The sequence below is a fragment of the Microbacterium sp. MRS-1 genome, assembly GCF_000585455.1.
GTDB classification, from domain to species: Bacteria; Actinomycetota; Actinomycetes; order Actinomycetales; family Microbacteriaceae; genus Microbacterium; species Microbacterium laevaniformans.
In genome coordinates this window covers 1-22097 of the sequence record NZ_JAUF01000034.1, presented here as the reverse complement: position 1 = coordinate 22097, position 22097 = coordinate 1, and the positions used below count along the sequence as shown (strand labels likewise).

The window sequence follows — 22097 nt, the reverse complement described above, 5'->3', positions numbered from 1 at the left end:
GCTGTGGACGGGGTGGTGGGTGAGCAGGCGCGCGCCGCAGAGGCGGGTACGGATGCCGCGACGCGCCGTTCCCCGGCCCGTCGCGGAAGCCGCCGACTGGCGTTCGACCTGACCGCCCTGTCGGTCGTCGGTCTGCTCCTGGTGGGCGCGATCGGGGCGGCGACCGCCACGGTGTACCGCGATCTGTACAGCCCCGGCGCCTTCGTCACGCGCTATCTCGATCTGCTCAGCCAGGGGCGCGTCCCCGAAGCCCTCGCCCTGCCCGGCGTGCCGATCGCATCCTCCGATCTCACGGATGCCGGGCTTCCCACCGATGCGAGCGAAGCCCTCCTGCGCCGCGCGGCGCTTGCCCCGCTCAGCGACATCCGGGTGGTGGGCGAGCAGGAATCCGACGGGGTCGAGCTCGTGACGGTCTCGTACCACGCCGGCCCGCACTCCGGCACGTCCACGTTCCGCGTGGAGCGGGCGGGGTGGGTCGGACTGGCACCGACCTGGCGATTCGCGCAGAGCCCGCTGGCGGTGATCGATCTGACCCTGCGCGGTGCCACCGCCTTCTCCGTGAACGGGTTCGCGGTCGACACCCGACAGGTCTCGCCCAACGGCACGAACGCCGATCCGCTGACGCCGGTCGCGCTGCTCGTGTTCTCGCCCGGCCTCTACTCGATCTCGGTCGACACCCCGGTCTCCTCCAGCCCGGGGGTGGCGGTTCTGTCCGATACGCCGCAGGCCGAGGTGCCCGTGGACATCCAGACCCAGCCGACCTCCACCTTCGTCGATGTCGTGCAGGAGCGCGTCGAGTCGTTCCTCACCGCCTGCACGACCCAGCAGGTGCTGCAGCCCACCGGGTGCCCGTTCGGGCTGCAGGTGCGCAACCGCATCCTCGAGCCCCCGGTGTGGTCCATGGTCGACCAGCCCAAGATCTCCCTGCAGGCCGATGGCGCCGGATGGTCGATCGTCCCCGCGAACGCCGCGGCGCACGTGGTCGTCGACATCAAGTCGATCTTCGACGGCTCGGTGACCCACGTCGACGAGGACGTGCCGTTCCGGGTCGGCGGCACGATCACGATGCTCCCCGACGGCACCGCCTCGATCCAGGTGCAGTCCGGCGGCTGAGCCCGACGGGGCTGCCGCCGTCAGCGTGTGAGGCGGGCTTCCCGTGCGTCGCGGGCCGCGAGCTGCGCGAGCTTCGCGTTGTACGCCTCCAGCTCGGCATCCCCCGTCCGATCCGCATGACGATCGCCGCGACGCTGGGCACGCTCGTCGGTGCGACTCCACTGGATCGCCACCGTGATCGCCAGAATCAGGGTCGGGATCTCGCCGATCGACCACGCGATGCCGCCCCCGGTGTACTGGTCCACCAGCGGGGCCTCCCCCCACGTGCGCCCCATCGAGCCGAACCATTCGGCCACGAACAGTCCCGACGACATCATGATCGAGATGCCGAAGAACGCGTGCATCGCCATCACACCGATCAGCGTGAGCAGCCGGAACGGGTAGGGGTAGCGCAACGGCACGGGGTCGATGCCGACGAGTGACTGCACGAACAGGTATCCCGAGATGAGGAAGTGGGCGACCATCCACTCGTGTCCCAGATGGTCGTAGAGCGTCCATCGGAAGAGGTCGGTGTAGTAGAACGCCCAGAGCGATCCGACGAACATCGCCGCCGCGAACAGCGGGTGGGTGACCACGCGGGCGAACGGCGTGTGCACCGCCCACAGGATCCACTCACGCCCCCCGCGCGAGCCGTCGTCGCGCTTGGCGATGGCCCGGGAGGCCAGAGTGACGGGGGCGCCGAAGACGAGCATCATCGGAATGGCCATCGTCAGCAGCATGTGGCCCATCATGTGCATGCTGAACAGATAGTCCTGATAGGCGTTGATCGGACCGCTCGTCACCCAGAGCAGGGAGAGCATGCCCAGCACCCACAGCAGCGTGCGGTAGATCGGCCAGCGATCGCCCCGGCGGTGCAGACGCCACGCACCGGCGAGGTAGAAGAAGAGGCCGAAGCCGACGGCGAACGCCCACAGGATGTCGATGTCCCACTGCGTGAACCAGCGCGCGATGGTCAGTTCGGGGGGCAGGGGCACCTCGGTGAGGATCTCCGCCGGCGTCTTGACGTCGGGAAGGCGCGTGTCGACCGGCGGCGGCGTGCGCGACAGCGCCACCGCCGCTCCGCTGGCGATGCCCATGAAGACGATTTCGAGCGTCACCAGACCCCAGAACCGCCGCGACGAGCGCTCTGCGCTCGGCTTCTCGTCACGCTGAATGCGGGAGATGAGCCCGGTGCGGTACCGCGCGCCGAGCGCCCCCATCAGCAGCAGGGCGACCACCTTCACGCCGAGCAGGACCCCGTAGGCGGACAGCAGGTACTTGGGCTCGACGATGCCGACGGCCGCGCGCGCGACCCCCGAGAGCGAGACGACGACGAAGGCCACCAGGGCGATGCTCGAGTACCGCGCGAGGGCGTCGCCCAGCTCGGCGCCGCGCAGCTGGGGTCGCAGCACCGTGAGCAGCAGCAGGCCGCCGAGCCAGGCGGCGGCGGCGATGATGTGCAGCGCGAGTGCGGAGACGGCGATGTTGTGGCCGGCGTCGTCGCCGGAGTGGCCCTGGGTGGCCATCGGCACGAGGCTGGCGATCGCCAGGGCGGCCACGAACAACGTCGAGGTCCATCCACGGACGGCGAAGGTGAGCACCGTCAGCGCGGCTCCGGCAAGGGTGGTCAGCGCCCAGGCGCGGCCCGGGTCGGTCGACACGAGAAAGCGCCCCAGCTGGCCGCCGAACTCCGCGCCGGCGTTCGGGGTGGCATTGAAGATGTTGACGAACGTGAAGAAGGCGGTGAACCCGCTCACGACGGTGAAGAGGGCGGCCGAGATGGATGCCACGTCCAACGCCGTGTCGAAGGGGCGCTCCCCGGCGCGCAGCGCGAAAAGCGCGAGTACGAGGGATCCGATCATGCCCGCCGCCGACAGGTTCACGCCGAGGGTGACGATCGGCAGCCCCCAGCGCACGACCGGTCCGGCGTCGCCGACGAGCAGCGGGGCGGCGCCCCCACCGTACAGGAGCCCGAGCACGAGGGCGACGAGGGCGGCCGCGACGAGGATCGCCGGGCCCACGAAACGCATCACACGGGTCGGGATCACCCGTCCAGCCTACGCGGCGCCGGACACGCCGAAGGGGGGATGCCGAGCGGCATCCCCCCTCGTGAAGGGCCGTACTTACTTGACGGCGGCCTTGAGCTTGGAGCCCGCGGTGACCTTGACGCGCTTGCCGGCGGCGATCTTGATCTCCTCGCCCGTCTGCGGGTTGCGGCCCGTGCGCGCGGCGGTGGCGACCTGCTCGAACGACAGGAAGCCGGGGATCGTGACCTTCTCGCCCTTGGCGACGGCCTCGGAGACAGCCGAGAACAGGCCGTCGACGACGCGGCCGACGGTGGCCTGGCTCTCGCCGGTGGCGCTGGCGATGCTTGCGACGAGCTCAGTCTTGGTGATAGCCATTGGGGTTGTCCTCCAGACGGCAGCGGATGCCGCCTTCAGTGAGATCGGACCGGACGGCGAACGCCCGGTTTGGTCGATGGGACCGCACCCGAATATACCTACGATCCCCGGAAATCCGCGGATTTACGCCCCCCTGAGGTCATCTTCCCCGGCGTGTCGGCATCGAATGGTGACGGATGAGGCTGGTGTGACCGCGGCATCCGCCTGCTGCTCGGCCCCGGACGGGAACGCAGAAGGCCCGCCCCTGACGGGACGGGCCTTCGAGACGTGTGCGTCGGTGCTTACCAGCTCGACTTGGTCACACCGGGCAGCTCGCCCTTGTGCGCCATGTCGCGGAAGCGGACACGCGAGATGCCGAACTTCGACAGGTAGCCGCGGGGGCGACCGTCGATGGCGTCGCGGCCACGCAGGCGCACGGGCGACGCGTTGCGGGGCAGCTTCTGCAGGCCGACGCGGGCGGCCTCGCGGGCCTCGTCGGTCGCGTTCGGGTCGACGAGGGTCTTCTTCAGCTCGGCACGCTTCTCGGCGTAACGGGCGACGACCTCCTCGCGCTGGTTGTTGCGCGCGATCTTGCTCTTCTTGGCCATGAGATCAGCGCTCCTCTCGGAATTCGACGTGCTTGCGGATCACCGGGTCGTACTTCTTCAGCACGATGCGGTCGGGGTTGTTGCGACGGTTCTTACGCGTCACGTAGGTGTACCCCGTGCCGGCGGTCGACCGGAGCTTGATGATCGGACGAACGTCCTGAGCCTTCTTCGCCATTAGAGCTTCACACCCTTCGCGATGAGGTCCTTGACGACCGACTCGATGCCGCGGGCGTCAATGACCTTGATGCCCTTGGCCGACACGTTCAGCGTGATCTTGCGACCGAGCGAAGGAACGTAGTAGGTCTTCTTCTGCACGTTCGGGTCGAAGCGGCGCTTCGTCCGGCGGTGCGAGTGCGAGATGTTGTGACCGAAGCCGGGAACAGCTCCGGTCACCTGGCACACTGCTGCCATAGTGATTCTCCTTAGTACCGTGACACCGGACGGTGCCACCCAAGATCCCTTGTCTGCATCCCAGGTGGGATCGGACTCCTCCGCCGGTCGTTGAGCGAGCCGGAGGCGAGTCGAAACGTGGTGGGATACGAACTGCGTGCTGGAGTGCGCGCAGACAAAGAGTCAGTCTAGCACGGCCGGGCGTGTCGGCTTGACGTCGCGCCGTCGCCGATCACGCCGCGAGGCGGCGCACCATGCGAGGTGTCGCCACCGAGATCAGGACGAGCATCAAACCGGCGAAGACCCCGAGGACGACGGGTAGGGCGAGCCACGCGAGGGCGGCTCCGATCAGCAGGGTCGGCACGGCGAGTCCGACATAGGCGATCAGGAAGATCGCCGCGAGCTCCTCGCCGCGGATCACGAAAGCGGCCAGGGCGCCGAGCGCGACGGCGACACCGACGGCATAGGCGGCGAAGATGACGGTCACCACGATCGGCGAGAAGCCGTCGCGCTGCTGATAGAGCGCGTAGATCGGAGTGGGAATGGTCGAGAACGCCATCGCGATGGCGAAGGCGAGCACGGCCGTCCAGAAGCCGGCGGAGTGCGCCGCGCGGGAGCGTCGCGGTGTGCGGGCGGATGCCGAGGCGGGCGCGCCGGCGGCGGGGAGGCTGGTGGTGGTCATGACCTCAGGATGCGCGCTCGGAGGAATCGAGCTTCACGCGAGCCGCGGCTCGGCTGTACGCGTGCAGTCGACGGTGTCGGCCGGCATCCAGACTCTCGAGCAGCGCATGGGAACCCGGCTTATCGAACGCTCCGGCCGCCGCGTCGCGCTCACCGCCGCCGGCGAGCAGCTGCTGGAGCCCGCTCGTGAGATCGTCGACGCGACGAGCCGATTGCAGAGCGCGGCGACCGGTCGCGTCGAGGGCCTTCATGGGGCTGCCGTCCGGGGAGCTGCCCGACCTGGAGACGGTCGAGCTCGTACGCTCGCCCTTCGTGGCACTGCTCCCCGACGGGCATGCACTCAGCGCGCTGCCGGAGGTTCCCCTCGAACGCCTGGCGGCCGAATCATGGATCGACGCTCCGCACGGCTTCGGTCACCGCGTGCTCCTCGAACGAGCCCTGACCCGCGCCGGGCTGGTGCGCGAGGTGGCGACCGAGGTCTCGGCGGTCGGCGACATCCCCGCGTTCGTCGCGGCCGGATGACGCGGCTCAGCCGGTCGGCCCCGCCCCGCGCCCCCAGCGAAACGCGGACACCGTCGGGTCGCCGTCCACCCAGAACCGCCAGGGGAACGCGGCCGTGCCGGCGACGCCCGCGACCCCGACGCGAGGTCCCGACGCGATGTCGGAGCGGGCCGCCACCGGCAGCCACAGACGGGCGACGGCGCCGGCCCGCGGGACGCCCACGATCGCGTCGATGCCGTCGTGGACGGGGTGGCGCAGGCCCACGGCATCCCCGAGCCGGCCGGGGCCGCGCGCGAGATCGCGGGCCACGCGCGCCGTGGGCCGACGCGCGAAGGCGATCTGCTCGCCGTCGATCACCTCGCCGGCGCGCAGCAGGATTCCGCCGGCCTGTCCCTGCGGCCCGCACACGACGTTGACGCAGGAATGGATGCCGTGGCTCAGGTAGACGTAGAGATGACCCGGTGGGCCCCACATCGTCGCGTTGCGGGCCGTCCGCCCCATCCGCGCGTGCGATCCGGGGTCGGCCTCCGGGCCGGTCCCGGCGCCGTGATAGGCCTCGACCTCGGTCAGACGCACCGCCACGCGTGCGTCGCCGATCGTCACCTCCAGCACACCGCCGAGCAGGCGCGGCGCCACCTCCACCGGCAGCGCCGTGAGCGCTGCCCGGGTCGCGGGAATCAGGCCCGAGCGCTCGCTCATGTGCGCGGCGGCGTCTGGCACCACGAGATGTCGAAGCCCGCGAGCGCGCCGACCTCGGTTCCCGCCTCCGCGCCGGAGAGGGCCACGACGTGGGTGCGCAGGTGCGTCGGCATCGGCAGCTTGTACCCGTCGTACGGGTTCGACACGGCATCCGGGGCCACGAGGAACGCGGCGTACCTCCCGCTCGGCGACACGCACGACTGGATGAGGATGTCCTTCGGGTCGACGGAGAAGACCGGTGTCGCCTTTCCCGCGGTGTCGACGACGTTGACGGTGGTGGAGCGCACCGTGAAGCCGTCGACGACGGCGAGCACCCGCAGCGTGTCGCCGTTGCTCATCGGCACCATCTTGTTGGTCTGCCCCAGCGCTTTGTCGGTCGGCGGCAGGTCGACCTGCTTGGCCGTGGCCAGATCGATGGCCGCGGGTCCTTCCACACGCTCGACGATCGCGGTGGTCGTGCCGCGCGCGATGCCGTCGATCGACACGGCGTTGCCGAGGGTGACCGGGTCGCCGCCGGACGGGGAGATGAGAGTGAGGGCGCCGTCGTAGGTGAGCATGAGGATGCTGTCGGTGCCGGGCACGAACCGCCAGTCGTCGACGCGGGACTCGCCGCCGCTGCGCTGGATCATCGTCGGCTGCGCATCGCTCTGCGCGGAGGCGAGCGAGGCCGTGAACAGCCGGGCTTCGCGAGCGCCCGGCGTGCCGACGGTGGCATCCGTGTAGGTGTAGCCGATGAGATCGCCCCGATCGGCGCTCTGCAGGTCGGTGACCGTGCCGTCGCCGGGGAGGGCGAGCTCGCGCACGTTGCCGCCGTCGAGATCGGTGACCACGAGGTGCGACTTCTTGTCGTCGTCGAGCGTCGACATGACGAGATGACCGGCGGTCGCACGGAAGTCTTCGATCTGCGCGTTGGTGTAGACCGGTTCGGGGTCTTGACCGGCGAGGCCGGTGCGCAGGATCCGGTCGCCGCCGTCGCCCCGTTGCAGGACGAAGGCCTGCAGCGCGGGCGTGGTGAAGCTCTGCGAGACGGATGCCGTCGGGCCGCCGCCGATGCCGCTGACCCCATCGATCGTCACGGTGTACGAGGTGTCGTCCCACAGCGGCTGGGTGAAGCGGATGCCCACGCTGCGTCCGGACGTGTCCACGGTGAAAGGCGCGGCGGGCGAGACGGTGACCTGGGTCGGCGTGACCTTGGCGAGGGACTGGGTGGTCGTGATGATCAGCCGCGAGCCGGCCGCGCTGACCGCGGCATCCGGGTCGACACTCACGTTCGTCACGCGCGGCCCCTGCGCGACCGTCACCGCGGCGCCGGCGAGACCGACGACGGCCAGCGCGGCCACGACGATCGCGAACCCCGCGAGGAAGGCGCGGGAGCGGCGGCGACGTGGGCGCTCACGACGCGTCGCGCGCTCAGTACTCATACGGATCCTTGGGTTGATCGACCGTCTGCACGGAGGCCGGCTGGATCTGCAGTCGTCCCCCGGCATCGCGGATCGTGCCCGTCACGGTGACCCACGTGCCGGTGGCCGGGATGTCGCCGGAGGCAACCGGCACACTCGCCGGCTGCGCATCGATGACGCAGTGCGTGATGACCAGGCGCGTCAGTCCGAATCCGCCGTCGGTGGGGGTCACGAACCCGGTGAGCGTGATGGTGTCGCCGTCGAACGCCTCGGGGTTCGTCGCCGTCGCGAACACGCTCGCCCACGCCCCGACACCGAACTTCGAGGTGTCGCCCGTGGAGGCCAGCGCCACGGTGTCGGAGCCTTGGAACAGCGGTGGGGCACCCGTGTCGCGCTGCATCGCGAGCTCGGCGGACAGCGTCGCCGGAGGCGTCAGCATGATCGCCGCGACGACGCCGACCGACAGCACACCGCCGGTCACGGTCGCGGCGGTACCCCAGCCGCCGCGGCGCTCGTGGCCGTGGTCGTGATCGTGCCCGTGGTCGGATTCGGCGCCCTTCGGCAGGGCGAAGCTGATCACCGCACCGACGAGGGCGATGATCGCCATCGGCACCGCGAACCAGTTCGACGAGGGGTTGATGTACAGCGCCAGCTGGCCGTTCAGCCACAGCACCACCGTGACCGCGGCCAGGCCCGCCGCCAGTCCCACCCCGAGCAGGCGCGATCCGATCAGTTCACGCAAGGAGGTTCACCACCGATCCGACGGCCACGGCGAACAGCACGACGATCACGACGAGCCCGACCAGCACCTTCGAGCGGAAGGTGGTGCGCAGCAGCGCGAGCATCTTGACGTCGACGAGCGGACCCACGAGCAGGAACGCGACGATCGAGCCGGGCGTGAAGGTCGAGGCGAACGAGAGCGCGAAGAAGGCGTCGACGTTCGAGCAGATCGACACGATCATCGCGAGCGTGATCATGGCCACGATCGACAGCGCGGGGTTCGATCCGATCGCCAGCAGCGCCGAGCGCGGCACGAGCACCTGCACGGCGCCGGCCAGGGCAGAGCCGATCACGAGCGCGGGCATGACGGCGCGCAGTTCGACGACGAACTGGGCGAGGCTCTGCTGCGCCTTGCCCGGCCCGCGGCCGTGCGCCGCGTTCTCGAGCGAGATCTCGCAGCTGGCACGGAAGCGATCCGTGATGAGGCCATCGGGGTCGGGATGCCGGCTGTAGAGCCACCCGATGAGGTTCGCGACCGCATAGCCGCCGAGGAGGCGCGCGATGAGGATGCCATCGTCGAACCCGAACGCCTGGTGCGTGGTGATGATCACGATCGGGTTTACGATCGGCGCGGCGATCAGGAAGGTGAGCGTCTCGGCGACCCCCAGCCCGCGCATCATGAGACCGCGCGCGAAGGGGACGTTTCCGCACTCGCAGACGGGGATGAGCATGCCCAGGAGCGACAGCACCGCCCGCCGCGCCCACGGTGCCCGCGGCATCCATCGTTCGATCGCACCGGCCGGCACCCACACCTGCACCACGATCGACAGCAGGACGCCGAGGATCACGAAGGGGAGCGACTCGATCAGGACGCTGATGGAGAGGGTGAGACCGTCCTGCAGCCGGGTCGGCAAGGCAGGCCCCGGGGCGAGGAAAGCGACCGCGATGAGCGCGGCCACCACCAGCGCGCCGATGCCGACGGCCACCAGGGGACGGGCCGGCGCGACGCGCACCTCAGTCGACACGCTCTCCGACCGGATCGGCGGCGCGCAGCGCGGAGCAGGAGGCGCAGAAGCCGAAGATGTCGACGACGTGCTCGGCGGCGGTGAAACCGTGCGCGGCGGCGGTGCGCTGCGCCCACGCTTCGACCTCGTGGGCCTCGATCTCGACGGCGAGACCGCACGAGCGGCAGATCAGGTGGTGATGGTGACCGGTCGTCGAGCACGCGCGGTAGATGGCTTCGCCGTCGGGACTCTGCAGCTGATCGGCCTCGCCGCTGGCGGCGAGCGTCGCGAGCGCCCGGTAGACGGTGGCCAGTCCGATGCCCGTGTTCTCGTCGCGCAGGGTCGCGTGCAGCGCCTGGGCGCTGACGAAACCGGGGGCGTCGGTCAACGCCTCGCGCACGCGATCGCGCTGCCAGGTGTTGCGCTGGGCCATGCCGGGAGTCTACCCGCGGGGTCTAGGAGCCGGCTGGACGCGTGCGCTGGACGATGTCACGCCTCGACCGTGCCGCGCCGACGCACGCCGTCGACGACGCGGCAGACGAGGTAGATGAGGAACGACAGCGTCGTGATGTAGGGGCTCACCGGCAGCGTTCCCGCGATGGCGAGCAGAATGCCGCCCACCGCCGCGGTGACGCCGAAGCCGGCGGCCAGCAGCGGCACGGCGATGGGGCCGGTGGAGACCCGCATCGCCGCCGCCGCCGGCGTCACCAGCAGCGAGAGCACCAGGAGGGCACCGATGATGTGCACCGCCACCGCCACGACGATGCCCAACAGGATCATGAACGCGAACGAGACGACCGTCGTCGGCACGCCGCGCGCGGCGGCCGACTGCGGGTCGAGCGAGTCGAAGTTCAGTGGTCTCCAGATGAGCAGCAGTCCCACGAGCACGATCGCGCTCAAGACGATCAGCACCGTCAGCTGATCGCTCTGCACCGACACGATCTGACCGGTCAGCAGGCTGAAGCGGTTGGCGCTGCGGCCGTTGTAGAGCGAGATGCACAGGATGCCGATACCCAGCCCGAACGGCATGAGCACGCCGATGATCGAGTTGCGGTCGCGGGCGCGCGCGCCCAGCCAGCCGATGAGACCCGCCGCGATGAGCGAGCCCACGATCGAGCCCGTGACGACGTCGACGCCGAGAAGGAGCGCCGCCGCCGCGCCGGCGAAGGACAGCTCGCTGATGCCGTGCACGGCGAAGGCCATGTCGCGCTGCAGGACGAACACGCCGATGAGTCCGCCGATGATGCCGAGCACCGCGCCGGCCCAGACGGAGTTCTGCACCAGGGCGAGGATGTCGCCGTAGCGCGCCATCCCGCCGAACAGCGCGTTGCCGATGTCTCCCCAGCTCACGCGACACCTCCCGCGGGTGCGACGACGGCGTCGCCGTGATGGTGGTGGTCGGCATCCGAGTCGGGGGCGCCGACCACGACCAGGCGCCCGCCGACACGGGCGACGTGCACCGGTGTGCCGTACAGGGCGGTGAGGGTCTCGGAGGTCAGGACCTCGTCCGGGCTGCCGACGGTGAAACGGCCGCCGGTGAGGTAGAGGATGCGATCGACCTTCTCCAGCACGGGGTTGATGTCGTGCGTGACCAGCAGCACGCCGGCGCCGCTGGCGGTGCGGTAGCGGTCGATGAGGTCGATGACGTCACGCTGATTGGCCAGGTCGAGACTGGTCAACGGCTCATCGCACAGCAGCAGACCGGGCTCGTCGGCGAGCGCCTGTCCCACGCGCAGCCGCTGCTGCTCGCCCCCGGAGAGCAGGCCCACGGGGCGATCGGCGAAGACCGTGGCCCCGACGGCATCGATCAGTGTCTGCACGCGCTCGCGGTCGCCGCGGCGGCGCACCGGGAAGCCGAAGCGGTGGCCGTCGACACCGAGACGGACGAGATCGCGGCCGCGCATCGCCGTGTGCCGGGGCAGCGGGCGCTGCTGCGGAATGTAGCCGATGCGACGATTCCCGGCCCGGCGCACGGGCTCTCCGAGCGCCTCGATCGAGCCCGCACTGAGGCGCTCGAGGCCGAGGACGGCGCGAAGAAGCGTGGTCTTGCCAGCACCACTGGGCCCGAGCACCGCGACCAGTTCGCCCGGCTGCAACTCGAGGTCGAGGCCGCGCCACAGCTCATGGCCGCTGCGCGAGAGCGCAGCGGCCATGATGCGAAGGGGAAGAGCGGAGGCGGGGGTCACGAACCCAGCGCGGTCTTGATCTGCGTAGCCATGTCAGTCATCCACGATACGTAGTTCTGGCCCTCCGGAAGCAGCTCCGAGGCTTTGATGACGGGCACGTTCGCCGCCGCGGCCTTCGCCTCGGCCTGCGTGGTCTCGGCACCCGCGGCCTGGGCGTTCACGAAGAGGATCTTCACCGATCCCCCACCGATGAGCGTGAGCGCGTCGAGAAGTGTCGCCGGCGGGACGTCCTGGCCCTCTTCGACGGCTTCGCTGAAGGCGGGCGGGGTGACGTTCTTCAGTCCGGCGGCCTCGGCGAGGTACAGCGGCACGGGCTCGGTGACGAAGATCTCGGCGCCGCTGTGGGCTTTGGAGATATCGCCCAGGATCGGCGTGACCTTCCCATCGATGTCGCTGCGGAACGCCGTGGCGTTGGCGGTGAACGCGCTCGCGTCGGCGGGGTCGAGCGTGCCGAGCTGCTTCGCGATCTCATCGGCGACGGCGGCGATGGTCTGCGGGTCGTAGAAGACGTGCTCGTTGAAGCCGGCGACGGCCGCGGTGGGGTCGGAGCCCGTCCACTCGGGCGAGAAGGTGACGGCGCTGATCAGCGGGGCGGTCGACTTCGCGGCATCCTTCAGAGACGCCATGAACGGGTCGTAGCCGCCGCCGTTCTCGATGAGCAGCTGCGCGTTCTGGACGTCGAGCTGATCGGCCGCGGTCGCCTCGAACTCGTGCGGATCCTTGCTCTCGTCGGCGATGAGCGAGGTGACCTCGACGTGGTCACCTCCGATCGTCTTGACGATGTCGCCGTAGACGTTGGTGGAGGCGACGACCGAGATCGTGCCGCCCGCGGACGCGGAGCCGCTGGGCGACGAGGTAGCGGAGCTGGAACAGCCGGTGAGGGCGAGGGCGGATGCCGCGACGAGGGCGGACAGGAGGACGACGGGACGCTTCATACCGTCCAGCCTAGGACTACTGATAATCGTTATCAAAACCAGGGTGGCCGAAATGCTGTCAGTTCATAGCCTCCGCTTGAAGTCGAGGCCGCGCCGCCGACAGGCTGTTCTTCAGTCCTCGCGTCCGACGGCGCTCGCGAACGACCGTGTCACGTTCTCTGCGACCCCTCCGCTGTCGCCTTCGCCTCTCGAGGAGCCGTCATCTCCCCCTGGACTCTGCTGCTGCTCGCGCTCGGCGTCTCCGCCGATGCCTTCGCCGTCGCCCTCGGAAAGGGCCTGCAGCTGCGCGCGCACGTGCTGCGCACGGCGCTCGTGTTCGCGACCGCATTCGGGGTGTCGCAGGCGATCATGCCGCTGCTCGGCTGGCTGCTCGGTTCGACGTTCGCCGACGCGATCGCGCCGTGGGACCACTGGATCTCGTTCGGCCTGCTCGCGCTGGTCGGCGGGAAGATGCTGTGGGAGGCGCTGAGCCCCGACGCCCCGGTGGACGCGGAGCACCCCGAGCACGTGCACGACATCGAGGCCTTCAGCGTGCGCGAGGTGGTGCTCCTGTCGGTCGCGACGAGCATCGACGCGCTCGCCGTCGGGGTGTCCTTCGCCTTCTTGAACGTGGACGTCGCGATCGCCGTCACCACGATCGGACTCGTCACGTTCGCACTGTCGTTCCTCGCCGTCTTCATCGGCTACCGCATCGGCACGCGCTTTCGCCGCCCGGCGGAGATCGTCGGTGGCCTGGTGCTGATCGGGATCGGTACGCAGATCCTCATCGAGCACCTCACCGCCTGACGGCCCCCTCCTTCTTGCCCGCGACGCGGCGAGGACCTACCGTGAACAGGAGGAGGGTGTCATGACGCGACTGATCGATCGGTTCCGCACGTGGCGCGCGAACCGCAAGGCGAACCCGTACATTCCGCCCGAAGGCCGGTTCACCGGCAGTGTGCTCACGCAGCTTCCCGGTGTGCGCGGCCCGTCGCTCTGGACGGGCAAGCGCGGCGGCCTCGGCGACGTGCTGCAGCCGGCGAACCTGTCGGGCAACTTCCATCCCGTCGTCGACCCCGTCGACGACCCGCGGGCGCGCTGAGGAGGCGCCGTCCGCTCAGGCGAGGCCCGGCAGCGCGGCGGTCAGGCCGTGCACGAGGATCTCTGCGCCGATGGCCAGGATGAGAAACCCCATCACGCGGGTGATCGCGCCGACACCGGTCGGACCGAGCTTCTCGGCCAGCGGCGTGCCGTAGCGCAGGAGCACCGCGATCACCGCCGCGATGACGAGGACGGCGAGCACGATCCCGACGCGGTCCAGGATGCCGGGATTGCGCGCCGCGAGTCCCACGATCACGCCGATCGCACCGGGGCCGGCGATGAGCGGCAGCGCCATCGGCGAGAAGCTGATGTCCGTCTTCGTGGCGGCATGCTCCTTCTCGGCATCCGAGGCCCCCGCGCCCAGCGCGCGCGGCACGACCATGCCGAACCCGGAGTGCATCACCACGAGGCCGCCGGCGATCTGCAGCGCGCCCAGCGAGATGCCGAAGAACTGCAGGATCAGGGTTCCGAGCAGCGCGAAGACGGTCAGGATGGCGGCGACGTAGATGCCCGTGAGCCACGACTGCCGGCGCCGGTCGGCCTCGTCGAGGTGGGCGGACAGCCCGGCGTAGGCCGCAACCGCCCCGGGCGGATTCGTGATCGGGACGAGCGCCGCGAGGGCGGCGACGAAGACGGTCAGCATGCCTTCATTGTGTCGCAGCGGATGCCGGGGGTCAGTCCAGCAGCAGCGCCGGCTCCTCCAGGACCGATGCGACATCGGCGATGAAGCGACTCATCCCGTCGCCGTCGATCACGCGGTGGTCGAACGAGCCCGAGACCGTGGTGACGAAGCGGGGACGCACCTCGCCGTCGACGACCCACGGCTTCTGGCGGATCGTGCCCATCGCGACGATGCCCGACTCGCCCGGGTTGATGATCGGGGTGCCGGCATCCATCCCGAAGACGCCGATGTTCGTGATCGTGATCGTGCCGCCCTGCTGATCGGCCGGCGTGGTCTTTCCCTCTCGGGCCGTCAGTGTCAGCTTCTCGAGCGCCTTGGCGAGCTCGCGGAGGTTCAGGTCCTGGGCGTCCTTGATGTTCGGCACGAGCAGGCCCCGCGGCGTCGCGGCGGCGATGCCGAGGTTGACGTAGTTGCGCACCCGGATCTCGGCCGAGCCGTCTTCCTTGTCGATCCATGCGGCGCCGATCAACGGCGTGCGCCGCACCGCCCAGATCACCGCGCGCGCCATGATCAGCAGCGGCGAGACCTTGATGTCGGCGAAGTCGGGCGACGCCTTCAGCCGCTTGACGAGCTCCATCGTGCGCGTCGCGTCGACGTCGGTCCACACCGAGACGTGCGGCGCGGTGTAGGCGGAGCGCACCATGCCCGAGGCCGTGGCCTTGCGCACGCCCTTGACCGGAATCGCCTCTTCGCGCTCACCGACCGGCGGTGCGGGGACGGGCGCGGCGGAGACCGGGATCGTCTGCTCCCGCTCGGCGGGCGCGGTGGGCGTCGCGATGTTGCGGAAGACGCTCGCCTGCTCGGCGTGGCGCACGACGTCGTCGCGGGTGACTTCACCGGCGGGACCCGTGGGGGTGACCTCGGCGAGGGTGACGCCCAGGTCGCGCGCGAGCTTTCGCACCGGCGGCTTGGCGACGACGCCGACGGAGGCCCGCACGGTCTCGGCGCGCTCGGCCGGGCGCTTGCGGCGAGAGGTTGCGCCGGCGCCCGTGCCGTAGCCGACCAGCACGGCGCCGCCGTCGTCGGGTGCCGCGGCCGGCTCGGGCTGTGCGGGTGCGGGGGTCTCGGCATCCGCCGCCGCGCCGCCGATCGTGATGATGGGGGCCCCGACCGTGACGGTCTCACCTTCGGGGGCGAGGAGCTCGCCGACGGTGCCGGAGAACGGCGACGGCAGCTCGACCAGCGACTTGGCCGTCTCGATCTCGACGAGCACGTCGTTGACCTCGACGGTGTCGCCGGGTGCGACGCGCCACTGGACGATCTCGGCCTCGGTGAGGCCTTCGCCGACGTCCGGCAGGTGGAAGATCTGCTCGCTCATGTCGTTCTCCTTCAGGGCGTGAGTCCGCGAGACACGTGATGCGCACCGAGACACGGGGCTACGACGCGTGTCTCGGTGCAGGGATGGTGTCTCGCGATCATGGGCGGGGCGGGGCGGGGGCGGTCAGTAGGCCAGGGCGCGGTCGACGGCCTCGAGGATGCGGTCGGCATCCGGGAGGTAGGTGCCCTCGAGCTTGGCGGGCGGGAACGGCACGTCGAAGCCCGACACGCGCAGCACCGGCGCTTCCAGAGCGAAGAACGCCCGCTCCATGACGGTCGCGGCCACCTCCGAGCCCACCGACGTGAACCCGGGCGCCTCCTGGGCGTAGACCATGCGACCGGTGCGGCGCACCGAGTCGAGGATGGGGCCGTAGTCGATCGGCGAGAGCGAGCGCAGATCGATCACCTCGCACGAGGTGCCCTCGCTCTCGGCGAGCGCGGCGGCCTGCAGCAGCGTCGTCACCATCGCACCGTGGCCGACGAGCGTGACGTCGGTGCCGCGGCGCACGAGCCGCGACGCGTGGAGGGGCAGGGGGCGCTCGACCGTGTCGACGTCGCCCTTCATCCAGTACTTGGCCTTCGGCTCGAGGAAGATCACCGGGTCGGGCGAGCGCACGGCATCCTGGATCATCCAGTACGCGTCGTTCGCGGTCGAGGGGGAGACGACTCGCAACCCCGCGGTGTGCGTGAAGTACGCCTCCGGGCTCTCCTGGTGGTGCTCGACGGCCCCGATGTGGCCGCCGTACGGGATGCGGATGACGACGGGCATCTGCAGGGCGCCCTCGTGTCGGTTGGTCAGCTTCGCGAGCTGCGTCGTGATCTGGTCGAAGGCGGGGAAGACGAAGCCGTCGAACTGGATCTCGATGATCGGACGGAACCCCGCCATCGCAAGCCCGATCGCGGTGCCGACGATGCCCGACTCCGCGAGCGGGGTGTCGAGCACACGCTGCTCACCGAACTCAGCCTGCAGGCCTTCCGTCACACGGAACACGCCGCCGAGGCGGCCGATGTCCTCACCCATGAGCAGAACGTGGTCGTCGGCGGCCATCGCGGCGCGAAGACCCGCGTTGAGCGCCTTCGCCAGAGGCATGGACTCCACCATCAGACTCCTCCCTCCAGCGACGCCTCGTAATCGGCGAGCCAGCGACGCTGCTCCACCATCAACGGGTGATCCTCGCTGTAGACGTGCGCGAACATCGACTCCGGCTCGATCGTGCCGAGCGCGTTGGTGCGCACGCGCACGTCGTCGGCGTAGGCCTGGGCCGCGGCATCCACGTCGTCGAAGAAGGATGCCGCCGCGCCCCGCGCCTGCAGATACGCGCGCATGCGGGCGATCGGATCGCGCCGCGCCCACGACTGCTCCTCGTCGGACGTGCGGTACTTGGTGGGGTCGTCGCTCGTCGTGTGGGCGCCCATGCGGTAGGTCATCGCCTCGATCGCGCGGGGCCCCTCGCCGGCGCGCGCCTCGTCGAGCGCGAGCTTGGAGACCGCGTAGCTGGCCAGCACGTCATTGCCGTCCACGAGGATCGAAGGCATGCCGTAGCCCGCCCCGCGGCGGTAGAGAGGCGCCCGCGACTGCGTCGCGACCGGAACCGAGATCGCCCAGTGGTTGTTCTGCAGGAAGAACACCTCGGGCGTGCGGTAGGTGTTCGCGAAGACCATGGCCTCGTGCACGTCACCCTGGCTCGAGGCGCCGTCGCCGTAGTAGACGACCACGGCTTCATCGCGTGCCGGGTCGCCCGTGCCGCAGCGCTTGTCGAAGACGAGGCCCATGCCGAAGCCGGTCGCGTGCAGCGTCTGCGACCCGAGAACGAGCGTGTAGATGTGGACGTTGCCGTTCTTCGGGTCGGTCGGGTCCCAGCCGCCGTGCGTCAGACCACGCATCACGCGGATGATGTCGATCGGGTCGACACCGCGGGTGGTGGCGACGACGTGCTCGCGGTACGACGGGAACAGGTGATCCTGCGGCCGGGCGGCGCGCACAGACCCGACCTGGGCGGCCTCCTGACCGAGCGACGGCGGCCACAGGGCGAGCTGGCCCTGCCGCTGCAGGTTGGTGGCCTGCCGATCGAAGGCGCGCACGAGAACCATGTCGCGGTAGAACGTCTCGAGCTCGGCATCGGAGAGCGCGTCGATGAGGGGCAGATACCGCTCGGCTTCGGGCGTGGGGGCGAACGTCCCGTCCGCCGCCAGAACGCGCACGAGGGCCGGGTCGTCAGGCGGGGTCATGTTCCCACGCTAACGCCCCGCGCATGCGTCCGACTGCATGGGATCGACAACGGGAATCGCGATCCGCCGTGCGCCGACCACAACGCGCAGGAACTATGGACGCGGAGCGACGGATGCCGCGACCCGAACGATCGGCTCGATCGCCTCGTGCTCGCCGATGGAGATACGCACACCGTCGCCGGCGAAGGGGCGGACGATCAGACCGGCCTCCTCGAACGCCGCGGCGACCTCGAGCGCACGCGCGCCGGCCGGCAGCCAGACGAAGTTGCCCTGCGCTTCGGGAACGTCCCACCCCGTCGCGCGCAGCCGTGCGGCCAGGTCGTCGCGGTGCGCGGCGAGGGTGCGCACGCGCTCGAGCAGCTCCTCCTCGGCATCCAGGCTGGCCAGGGCCGCTTCCTCGGCGGCGGCCGTCACCGACAGGGGGATGCCGGTGCTACGCGCGGCCGCCAGGATGCGTGGGTCGCCGACGGCGTAGCCGACGCGCAGGCCGGCGAGCCCGTAGGCCTTCGAGAAGGTGCGCAGCACGACGACGTTCGCGTGCCCGGCGGCGATGACGTCGCCGCCGGCCACGGCATCCGGATCGGTGACGAACTCGGCGTACGCCTCGTCGAGGATGACGAGGACGTCATTCGGGACGCGGGCGAGGAACGCATCGAAGCCCGCCTGGGTCACCACCGGACCCGTCGGATTGTTCGGGCTGCAGACGATGATCATGCGGGTGCGCTCGGTGACGGCGTCGGCCATCGCGTCCAGGTCGTGGCCGCCGGCCGCATCGTTCGCCACGGTGACGGCCGTCGCGCCGGCCACCGTCGCCAGGCTCGGGTAGGCCTCGAACGAACGCCAGGAGAAGAGGATCTCATCGCCCGGTCCACTGGTGGCCTGGGCGAGCTGGAAGAGGATCGACACCGAGCCGGCCGCGATGTGCACCGCGTCGTCACCGACGCCGAAGCGCTGGGCGAGACGAGACCGCAGGCGCGGCGACGAGGCATCGGGGTAGCGGTTGACGGCGATGGCCGCCTGCACGGCCGCCACGACGCTCGGCAGCGGGGCGAAGGGGTTCTCGTTGCTGGACAGCTTGAATGCCTCGGCGCCGGCCTGCTTTCCCTGCTTGTAGGCGGGGAGGGCGGCGATCTCGGGGCGGATGCGCACGGGCAGATCGGTCACGCGTCGAGTCTACGAGGGGCGCTGCGACCTGGAGTGAAGCCTTTCGAGCGCGGCATCCGCGTGGAAGACTGTGAGCACCATGCGCTTCATCGTCCGCGTCGTCGTCAACGCCTTCGCCATCTGGGTCGTGACCCTCATCCCCGCCCTCCGGGTCGGGGTGACGCCGTTCGCGCCCGGTGAGACCCTGCAGCTCGTACTGACGCTGCTCGCCGTCGCCGCGATCTTCGCGCTGGTCAACACGATCATCGGCACCGTGATCAAGATCGTCGCGATCCCGCTGTACATCCTGACGCTCGGGCTCATCTCGTTCGTCATCAACGGGCTGCTGCTGTGGATCACGGCGTGGGTCACCAGTTCGTGGGGCTGGGGCCTGACCGTCGAGAGCTTCTGGCTCGGCGTCGTCGCCGCGATCCTCATCTCGCTCATCAACTGGGTGTTCGGCATTCTGCTGCGCCCGCAGGAGAAGAAGCGCCGCAGCTGACGGTCGCGCCTCCTCGTCAGAGCCCTCCTCCTCCCGAGCGCCGTCGTCGATCCGCCGAGCGGGCCTGCTCTCGGTGGGCGCCGTAGACCGTCGAGGTGACGACGGCCGCGCCCGCCAGAGGTGCGAGCCGCTCGCGGAGCACCGCGATGCGCGGATCGGCCGAAGCGTCGACCATCGCCGCCGTCTCGCGGTAGGCGTCGAGCTGGTGCACCGCGAACGTCGCATCGCTCCACCGCGGCATGGGATCGGCCTCGCGTTCGACGACGACACTGTCGCCAGAGCCCGAGACACCCGGAAAGCCGCCGACCGCGAGCGCCGCGACCGGATCGTCCGTGTGCCGGACGGCGACCGAGAGCACACCGTCGGCCTGTTCGGCCTGGACGGGGCTGCCGAAGCTGACCTCGGTCACGACGTCGAAGTCGCCGTCCCGCGCCAGGTAGGCCGCGATCATGCCACCCTGCGAGTGACTGAACACGTGCACGCGATCTCCCGCGACCGCCCCCGCCGCCGTCAGCGCGCGCTCCACCGCGAGGTACGACGACGACTGGGCACCGAAGTACAGCTGGAGGTTGGAGGTCATGTCCCACGGCTCGTCCGCCGCGAACGCGGCGCGGGTTCCCGCGATGTAGGCCACGAACTCGCGCTCGCCGGACGCGTAGCGGTACTCCTCCACGCGCACGCGCGCATCGTCGAGGCCGTCCTGTCCCGGCATCCGATCGATGACGTCGACCAGTCCGCGCGGCGCGGCGTCGGCACCGGTCGCGCGATGCGTGCTGATCTCCTCGACGGATGCCGTCTCTGCCCCGGGCCGCAACGGGGGCGCCGCGGCGGGCACCGTGCCCCGACCGGCGCGGCGGACGGCGGCGGTCAGCTGCGTCAGGGCGGGTCCGAGCGGGCCGTACACCCCGAGCATGAGGGCGCTGTCTCGCATCTGGTCTTCGATGTCGCGGTGACGGCCCTCGATCCACTCGGCCGCGAGCCGCTTCGCCGCCGCCGCGACATCCCCCTCGGCCTGCATCCGTGCCGCCGCGAGCTGCATGACGTCGACGTCGCGTGTGCCGTGGAGCGCGTGGAGCGCCTCCTTCTCGGCGAGGTCGTACGTCTGGGCGAGCGTGTCGAGCGTGCGCGAGAGGTCGGTGGCGATCGCGTGCGCCTCCCGCGCCCGCCCGGCGGGATCGGGAACCCAGAGCCCAGCAGCCAGCGACGCGGTCCCGGCGCCGGCGAGCGCTTCTGCGACCTCATCGAGACGAGCCGAGATCGGCCCGAGGGCGCCGGACAGCTCTCGCAGCGCATCGGTGTCGACCGCGACGAGCCCGCCGGAGCGGATGTCGACGTCGTCGCTCATCCTGCCGCCTCGATGAGCGCCCGCTCGGCCGCCTGAGCCAGGTCAAGGTCCCAGGTGTCGATGTCATCGATCGCGACCGCGCTCAGGTGCGCGCAGGCGTCGAGACGCTCCCGGATGGGTTCTGCCGCCGTGGTCGCCCACTGCGCGTCGGCCCGCAGCCCGAGCATCCGCAGATTCGACTCCACGAGAGTCTCACGCGCCTGACGCAGGAGGGCCCGGGCATCGGCGATATCCGCGAGTCGGTCCACAGGACGATCGTCGGCCCGGGCTGCGCAGCGCCGTGCGACGGTCTCGACATCCGTGGACAGGCGCGGCGCGCCGCCCGCGTGGGGAGGAGGTCTTTCGTGCGGCCGTCGACCTGCACCACAATGGGGAGGTGACTGCCCACGCCGCACCGTTTCGCGTCGTGTTCGTCTGCACCGGCAATATCTGCCGCTCCCCCATGGCCGAGATCGTCTTCCGCGACATCGCCGACCGCGCCGGCCTCGGCGCTCGCGTCGTGTCGACCAGCTCAGGGACGGGCGACTGGCACGTGGGCGAACGCGCCGACAGCCGCACCCTCGAGGCGCTCGCGCGGCGCGGCTACGACGGCGCACGCCACCGCGCCCGTCAGTTCACGCTGGACGACTTCGAGCGCAACGACCTCGTGGTCGCCCTCGACCGCTCGCACGAGCGCATCCTCGCGAGCTGGGCGCGCACGACGACGGATGCCGACAAGCTCGCGCTCCTGCTCTCTTTCGACCCCGAGGCGCACGGCAACCTGGACGTCCCCGACCCGTACTACGCCGGCCCGGAGATGTTCGACGACGTGCTCGGTATGATCGAGAGCGCGAGTCGGGCGCTCTTCCGGCAGCTCGAACCGGCCATCCGTCCGTTGTGAGCCTGTCGTTGTGCGCACCGGCCGCGCGTCGACAGACACCGTGATCGGAGCCCGCGTCGTGACCACCGCGAACACCCTCGCCCACCAGCCCCTCAGCCCGCTTGACGGCCGTTACCGCGGCGCCGTCGCCGACCTGTCGGCGTACCTGTCGGAGGCCGGCCTCAACCGTGCGCGCGTCGAGGTCGAGGTGGAGTGGATCATCACGCTCACCGATCGCGGCCTGTTCGGCTCGACGGCGCTCACGGCCGACCAGAAGGACGCCCTCCGCGAGCTCTACCGCGCGTTCGGCGCGGCGGAGATCGAGTGGCTCGCCTCCACCGAG

27 protein-coding genes and 2 pseudogenes are annotated in these 22097 nt (G+C 70.4%); 8 read left to right on the top strand and 21 right to left on the bottom strand.

Going from position 1 to position 22097, the window contains the following annotated elements:
- Nucleotides 1-15 precede the first annotated feature (15 nt).
- Nucleotides 16-1113, top strand: a complete 1098-nt coding sequence (locus AS96_RS07710; RefSeq protein WP_051498794.1) for a hypothetical protein — start codon at nucleotides 16-18, stop codon at nucleotides 1111-1113.
- Nucleotides 1114-1133: 20 nt separating this feature from the next.
- Here AS96_RS07710 and AS96_RS07705 read toward each other — a convergent pair whose 3' ends face one another.
- From AS96_RS07705 to AS96_RS07680, 6 genes are all read right to left on the bottom strand, one after another.
- Entirely contained in the window at nucleotides 1134-3122 is a 1989-nt protein-coding gene (locus AS96_RS07705; RefSeq protein ID WP_036287883.1) for a cytochrome c oxidase assembly protein, read from the bottom strand.
- A 93-nt stretch (nucleotides 3123-3215) separates the two neighbouring features.
- Entirely contained in the window at nucleotides 3216-3494 is a 279-nt protein-coding gene (locus AS96_RS07700) for an HU family DNA-binding protein (RefSeq protein ID WP_005051774.1), read from the bottom strand.
- Between the two features lie 281 nt (nucleotides 3495-3775).
- Nucleotides 3776-4081, bottom strand: coding sequence for a 30S ribosomal protein S14 (rpsN, locus tag AS96_RS07695; RefSeq protein ID WP_005051773.1), 306 nt, complete (start codon nucleotides 4079-4081; stop codon nucleotides 3776-3778).
- 4 nt (nucleotides 4082-4085) lie between these two features.
- Nucleotides 4086-4256, bottom strand: a complete 171-nt coding sequence (gene rpmG, locus AS96_RS07690) for a 50S ribosomal protein L33 (protein ID WP_005051772.1) — start codon at nucleotides 4254-4256, stop codon at nucleotides 4086-4088.
- On the bottom strand, nucleotides 4256-4492 hold the full coding sequence (gene rpmB / locus AS96_RS07685; protein WP_005051771.1) for a 50S ribosomal protein L28: 237 nt from the start codon (nucleotides 4490-4492) through the stop codon (nucleotides 4256-4258). Before rpmB ends, rpmG begins: the two co-directional genes overlap by 1 nt.
- 211 nt (nucleotides 4493-4703) lie before the next feature.
- Nucleotides 4704-5153 (bottom strand): hypothetical protein, encoded by a 450-nt coding sequence (locus AS96_RS07680; RefSeq protein WP_036287858.1) that lies wholly within the window; start codon nucleotides 5151-5153, stop codon nucleotides 4704-4706.
- Here AS96_RS07680 and AS96_RS15965 point away from each other — a divergent pair.
- Together AS96_RS15965 and AS96_RS15700 are read left to right on the top strand one after the other, a co-directional pair.
- Nucleotides 5152-5271, top strand: a pseudogene (locus AS96_RS15965) (hypothetical protein); the annotation flags it as partial. The gene AS96_RS07680 and the pseudogene AS96_RS15965 sit on opposite strands and share 2 nt — an antisense overlap.
- A 130-nt stretch (nucleotides 5272-5401) precedes the next feature.
- Nucleotides 5402-5674 (top strand): LysR substrate-binding domain-containing protein, encoded by a 273-nt coding sequence (locus AS96_RS15700; RefSeq protein WP_231477164.1) that lies wholly within the window; start codon nucleotides 5402-5404, stop codon nucleotides 5672-5674.
- A gap of 6 nt (nucleotides 5675-5680) precedes the next feature.
- Here AS96_RS15700 and AS96_RS07670 read toward each other — a convergent pair whose 3' ends face one another.
- Genes AS96_RS07670 through AS96_RS07635 form a run of 8 tightly spaced genes read right to left on the bottom strand, consistent with a single transcriptional unit; the run spans nucleotide 5681 to nucleotide 12597 of the window.
- Nucleotides 5681-6352 (bottom strand): DNA-3-methyladenine glycosylase, encoded by a 672-nt coding sequence (locus AS96_RS07670; protein WP_036287880.1) that lies wholly within the window; start codon nucleotides 6350-6352, stop codon nucleotides 5681-5683.
- Nucleotides 6349-7773 carry an Ig-like domain-containing protein gene (locus tag AS96_RS07665; protein ID WP_036287855.1) on the bottom strand — a complete coding sequence of 475 codons (1425 nt, stop codon included), beginning with the start codon at nucleotides 7771-7773 and terminating at the stop codon, nucleotides 6349-6351. The genes AS96_RS07670 and AS96_RS07665 overlap by 4 nt, the downstream gene beginning before the upstream one ends.
- The gene (locus AS96_RS07660) at nucleotides 7763-8494 is read right to left on the bottom strand and encodes a TIGR03943 family putative permease subunit (protein ID WP_051498792.1); all 732 of its coding nucleotides are present in this window, start codon (nucleotides 8492-8494) and stop codon (nucleotides 7763-7765) included. Before AS96_RS07660 ends, AS96_RS07665 begins: the two co-directional genes overlap by 11 nt.
- A complete protein-coding gene (locus AS96_RS07655; protein ID WP_051039652.1) occupies nucleotides 8487-9497 on the bottom strand; it encodes a permease in 1011 nt (336 codons plus the stop codon). The genes AS96_RS07660 and AS96_RS07655 overlap by 8 nt, the downstream gene beginning before the upstream one ends.
- Nucleotides 9487-9909, bottom strand: coding sequence for a Fur family transcriptional regulator (locus tag AS96_RS07650; RefSeq protein ID WP_036287838.1), 423 nt, complete (start codon nucleotides 9907-9909; stop codon nucleotides 9487-9489). Before AS96_RS07650 ends, AS96_RS07655 begins: the two co-directional genes overlap by 11 nt.
- A gap of 56 nt (nucleotides 9910-9965) precedes the next feature.
- Entirely contained in the window at nucleotides 9966-10826 is an 861-nt protein-coding gene (locus AS96_RS07645) for a metal ABC transporter permease (RefSeq protein ID WP_036287834.1), read from the bottom strand.
- The gene (locus AS96_RS07640) at nucleotides 10823-11629 is read right to left on the bottom strand and encodes a metal ABC transporter ATP-binding protein (RefSeq protein WP_231477162.1); all 807 of its coding nucleotides are present in this window, start codon (nucleotides 11627-11629) and stop codon (nucleotides 10823-10825) included. Before AS96_RS07640 ends, AS96_RS07645 begins: the two co-directional genes overlap by 4 nt.
- Nucleotides 11630-11658: 29 nt before the next feature.
- A complete protein-coding gene (locus AS96_RS07635; protein ID WP_036287820.1) occupies nucleotides 11659-12597 on the bottom strand; it encodes a metal ABC transporter solute-binding protein, Zn/Mn family in 939 nt (312 codons plus the stop codon).
- Between the two features lie 294 nt (nucleotides 12598-12891).
- Between AS96_RS07635 and AS96_RS07630 the strand changes: the two genes are divergently transcribed.
- Both AS96_RS07630 and AS96_RS07625 read left to right on the top strand, forming a co-directional pair.
- Nucleotides 12892-13383: a manganese efflux pump MntP gene (locus AS96_RS07630; protein WP_231477160.1), complete on the top strand. Its 492-nt coding sequence runs from the start codon at nucleotides 12892-12894 to the stop codon at nucleotides 13381-13383.
- A gap of 61 nt (nucleotides 13384-13444) precedes the next feature.
- On the top strand, nucleotides 13445-13678 hold the full coding sequence (locus AS96_RS07625) for a hypothetical protein (protein WP_036287816.1): 234 nt from the start codon (nucleotides 13445-13447) through the stop codon (nucleotides 13676-13678).
- 15 nt (nucleotides 13679-13693) lie between these two features.
- Here AS96_RS07625 and AS96_RS07620 read toward each other — a convergent pair whose 3' ends face one another.
- The 5 genes from AS96_RS07620 to AS96_RS07600 form a co-directional block, all read right to left on the bottom strand.
- Nucleotides 13694-14320 (bottom strand): MarC family protein, encoded by a 627-nt coding sequence (locus AS96_RS07620; RefSeq protein ID WP_036287814.1) that lies wholly within the window; start codon nucleotides 14318-14320, stop codon nucleotides 13694-13696.
- 31 nt (nucleotides 14321-14351) lie between these two features.
- A complete protein-coding gene (locus AS96_RS07615; RefSeq protein ID WP_036287812.1) occupies nucleotides 14352-15677 on the bottom strand; it encodes a dihydrolipoamide acetyltransferase family protein in 1326 nt (441 codons plus the stop codon).
- 123 nt (nucleotides 15678-15800) lie between these two features.
- Nucleotides 15801-16778, bottom strand: a complete 978-nt coding sequence (locus AS96_RS07610) for an alpha-ketoacid dehydrogenase subunit beta (RefSeq protein WP_005051746.1) — start codon at nucleotides 16776-16778, stop codon at nucleotides 15801-15803.
- Nucleotides 16778-17905, bottom strand: a complete 1128-nt coding sequence (locus tag AS96_RS07605; protein WP_016463999.1) for a thiamine pyrophosphate-dependent enzyme — start codon at nucleotides 17903-17905, stop codon at nucleotides 16778-16780. The genes AS96_RS07610 and AS96_RS07605 overlap by 1 nt, the downstream gene beginning before the upstream one ends.
- A gap of 93 nt (nucleotides 17906-17998) precedes the next feature.
- Nucleotides 17999-19069 (bottom strand): histidinol-phosphate transaminase, encoded by a 1071-nt coding sequence (locus AS96_RS07600; RefSeq protein WP_036287810.1) that lies wholly within the window; start codon nucleotides 19067-19069, stop codon nucleotides 17999-18001.
- Nucleotides 19070-19148: 79 nt separating this feature from the next.
- On the opposite strand from AS96_RS07600, the gene AS96_RS07595 reads away from it, so the two are divergent.
- Complete coding sequence (locus AS96_RS07595) at nucleotides 19149-19550, top strand: phage holin family protein (protein ID WP_005051743.1); 402 nt, start codon at nucleotides 19149-19151, stop codon at nucleotides 19548-19550.
- Between the two features lie 16 nt (nucleotides 19551-19566).
- Here AS96_RS07595 and AS96_RS07590 read toward each other — a convergent pair whose 3' ends face one another.
- Together AS96_RS07590 and AS96_RS07585 are read right to left on the bottom strand one after the other, a co-directional pair.
- Nucleotides 19567-20895, bottom strand: coding sequence for a hypothetical protein (locus AS96_RS07590; RefSeq protein ID WP_036287808.1), 1329 nt, complete (start codon nucleotides 20893-20895; stop codon nucleotides 19567-19569).
- A complete protein-coding gene (locus AS96_RS07585) occupies nucleotides 20892-21143 on the bottom strand; it encodes a hypothetical protein (RefSeq protein WP_036287805.1) in 252 nt (83 codons plus the stop codon). The genes AS96_RS07590 and AS96_RS07585 overlap by 4 nt, the downstream gene beginning before the upstream one ends.
- Before the next feature lie 128 nt (nucleotides 21144-21271).
- Between AS96_RS07585 and AS96_RS07580 the strand changes: the two genes are divergently transcribed.
- Together AS96_RS07580 and AS96_RS07575 are read left to right on the top strand one after the other, a co-directional pair.
- Nucleotides 21272-21775: a low molecular weight protein-tyrosine-phosphatase gene (locus tag AS96_RS07580; RefSeq protein ID WP_036287804.1), complete on the top strand. Its 504-nt coding sequence runs from the start codon at nucleotides 21272-21274 to the stop codon at nucleotides 21773-21775.
- A 10-nt stretch (nucleotides 21776-21785) separates the two neighbouring features.
- Nucleotides 21786-22097 (top strand): annotated as a pseudogene (locus tag AS96_RS07575) (adenylosuccinate lyase); the annotation flags it as partial.

What these genes read in the sequence shown, in the direction of transcription:
- AS96_RS07620 (WP_036287814.1), bottom strand. Translation starts at nt 14,320, where the DNA reads ATGCTGACCGTCTTCGTCGCCGCCCTCGCGGCGCTCGTCCCGATCACG.
- AS96_RS07640 (WP_231477162.1), bottom strand. Translation starts at nt 11,629, where the DNA reads ATGGCCGCTGCGCTCTCGCGCAGCGGCCATGAGCTGTGGCGCGGCCTC.
- AS96_RS07670 (WP_036287880.1), bottom strand. Translation starts at nt 6,352, where the DNA reads ATGAGCGAGCGCTCGGGCCTGATTCCCGCGACCCGGGCAGCGCTCACG.
- rpmB (WP_005051771.1), bottom strand. Translation starts at nt 4,492, where the DNA reads ATGGCAGCAGTGTGCCAGGTGACCGGAGCTGTTCCCGGCTTCGGTCAC.
- AS96_RS07610 (WP_005051746.1), bottom strand. Translation starts at nt 16,778, where the DNA reads ATGGTGGAGTCCATGCCTCTGGCGAAGGCGCTCAACGCGGGTCTTCGC.
- AS96_RS07595 (WP_005051743.1), top strand. Translation starts at nt 19,149, where the DNA reads ATGCGCTTCATCGTCCGCGTCGTCGTCAACGCCTTCGCCATCTGGGTC.
- AS96_RS07590 (WP_036287808.1), bottom strand. Translation starts at nt 20,895, where the DNA reads ATGAGCGACGACGTCGACATCCGCTCCGGCGGGCTCGTCGCGGTCGAC.
- AS96_RS07680 (WP_036287858.1), bottom strand. Translation starts at nt 5,153, where the DNA reads ATGACCACCACCAGCCTCCCCGCCGCCGGCGCGCCCGCCTCGGCATCC.
- AS96_RS07665 (WP_036287855.1), bottom strand. Translation starts at nt 7,773, where the DNA reads ATGAGTACTGAGCGCGCGACGCGTCGTGAGCGCCCACGTCGCCGCCGC.
- AS96_RS07705 (WP_036287883.1), bottom strand. Translation starts at nt 3,122, where the DNA reads ATGCGTTTCGTGGGCCCGGCGATCCTCGTCGCGGCCGCCCTCGTCGCC.
- rpsN (WP_005051773.1), bottom strand. Translation starts at nt 4,081, where the DNA reads ATGGCCAAGAAGAGCAAGATCGCGCGCAACAACCAGCGCGAGGAGGTC.
- AS96_RS15700 (WP_231477164.1), top strand. Translation starts at nt 5,402, where the DNA reads ATGGGGCTGCCGTCCGGGGAGCTGCCCGACCTGGAGACGGTCGAGCTC.
- rpmG (WP_005051772.1), bottom strand. Translation starts at nt 4,256, where the DNA reads ATGGCGAAGAAGGCTCAGGACGTTCGTCCGATCATCAAGCTCCGGTCG.
- AS96_RS07625 (WP_036287816.1), top strand. Translation starts at nt 13,445, where the DNA reads ATGACGCGACTGATCGATCGGTTCCGCACGTGGCGCGCGAACCGCAAG.
- AS96_RS07700 (WP_005051774.1), bottom strand. Translation starts at nt 3,494, where the DNA reads ATGGCTATCACCAAGACTGAGCTCGTCGCAAGCATCGCCAGCGCCACC.
- AS96_RS07650 (WP_036287838.1), bottom strand. Translation starts at nt 9,909, where the DNA reads ATGGCCCAGCGCAACACCTGGCAGCGCGATCGCGTGCGCGAGGCGTTG.
- AS96_RS07605 (WP_016463999.1), bottom strand. Translation starts at nt 17,905, where the DNA reads ATGACCCCGCCTGACGACCCGGCCCTCGTGCGCGTTCTGGCGGCGGAC.
- AS96_RS07615 (WP_036287812.1), bottom strand. Translation starts at nt 15,677, where the DNA reads ATGAGCGAGCAGATCTTCCACCTGCCGGACGTCGGCGAAGGCCTCACC.
- AS96_RS07635 (WP_036287820.1), bottom strand. Translation starts at nt 12,597, where the DNA reads ATGAAGCGTCCCGTCGTCCTCCTGTCCGCCCTCGTCGCGGCATCCGCC.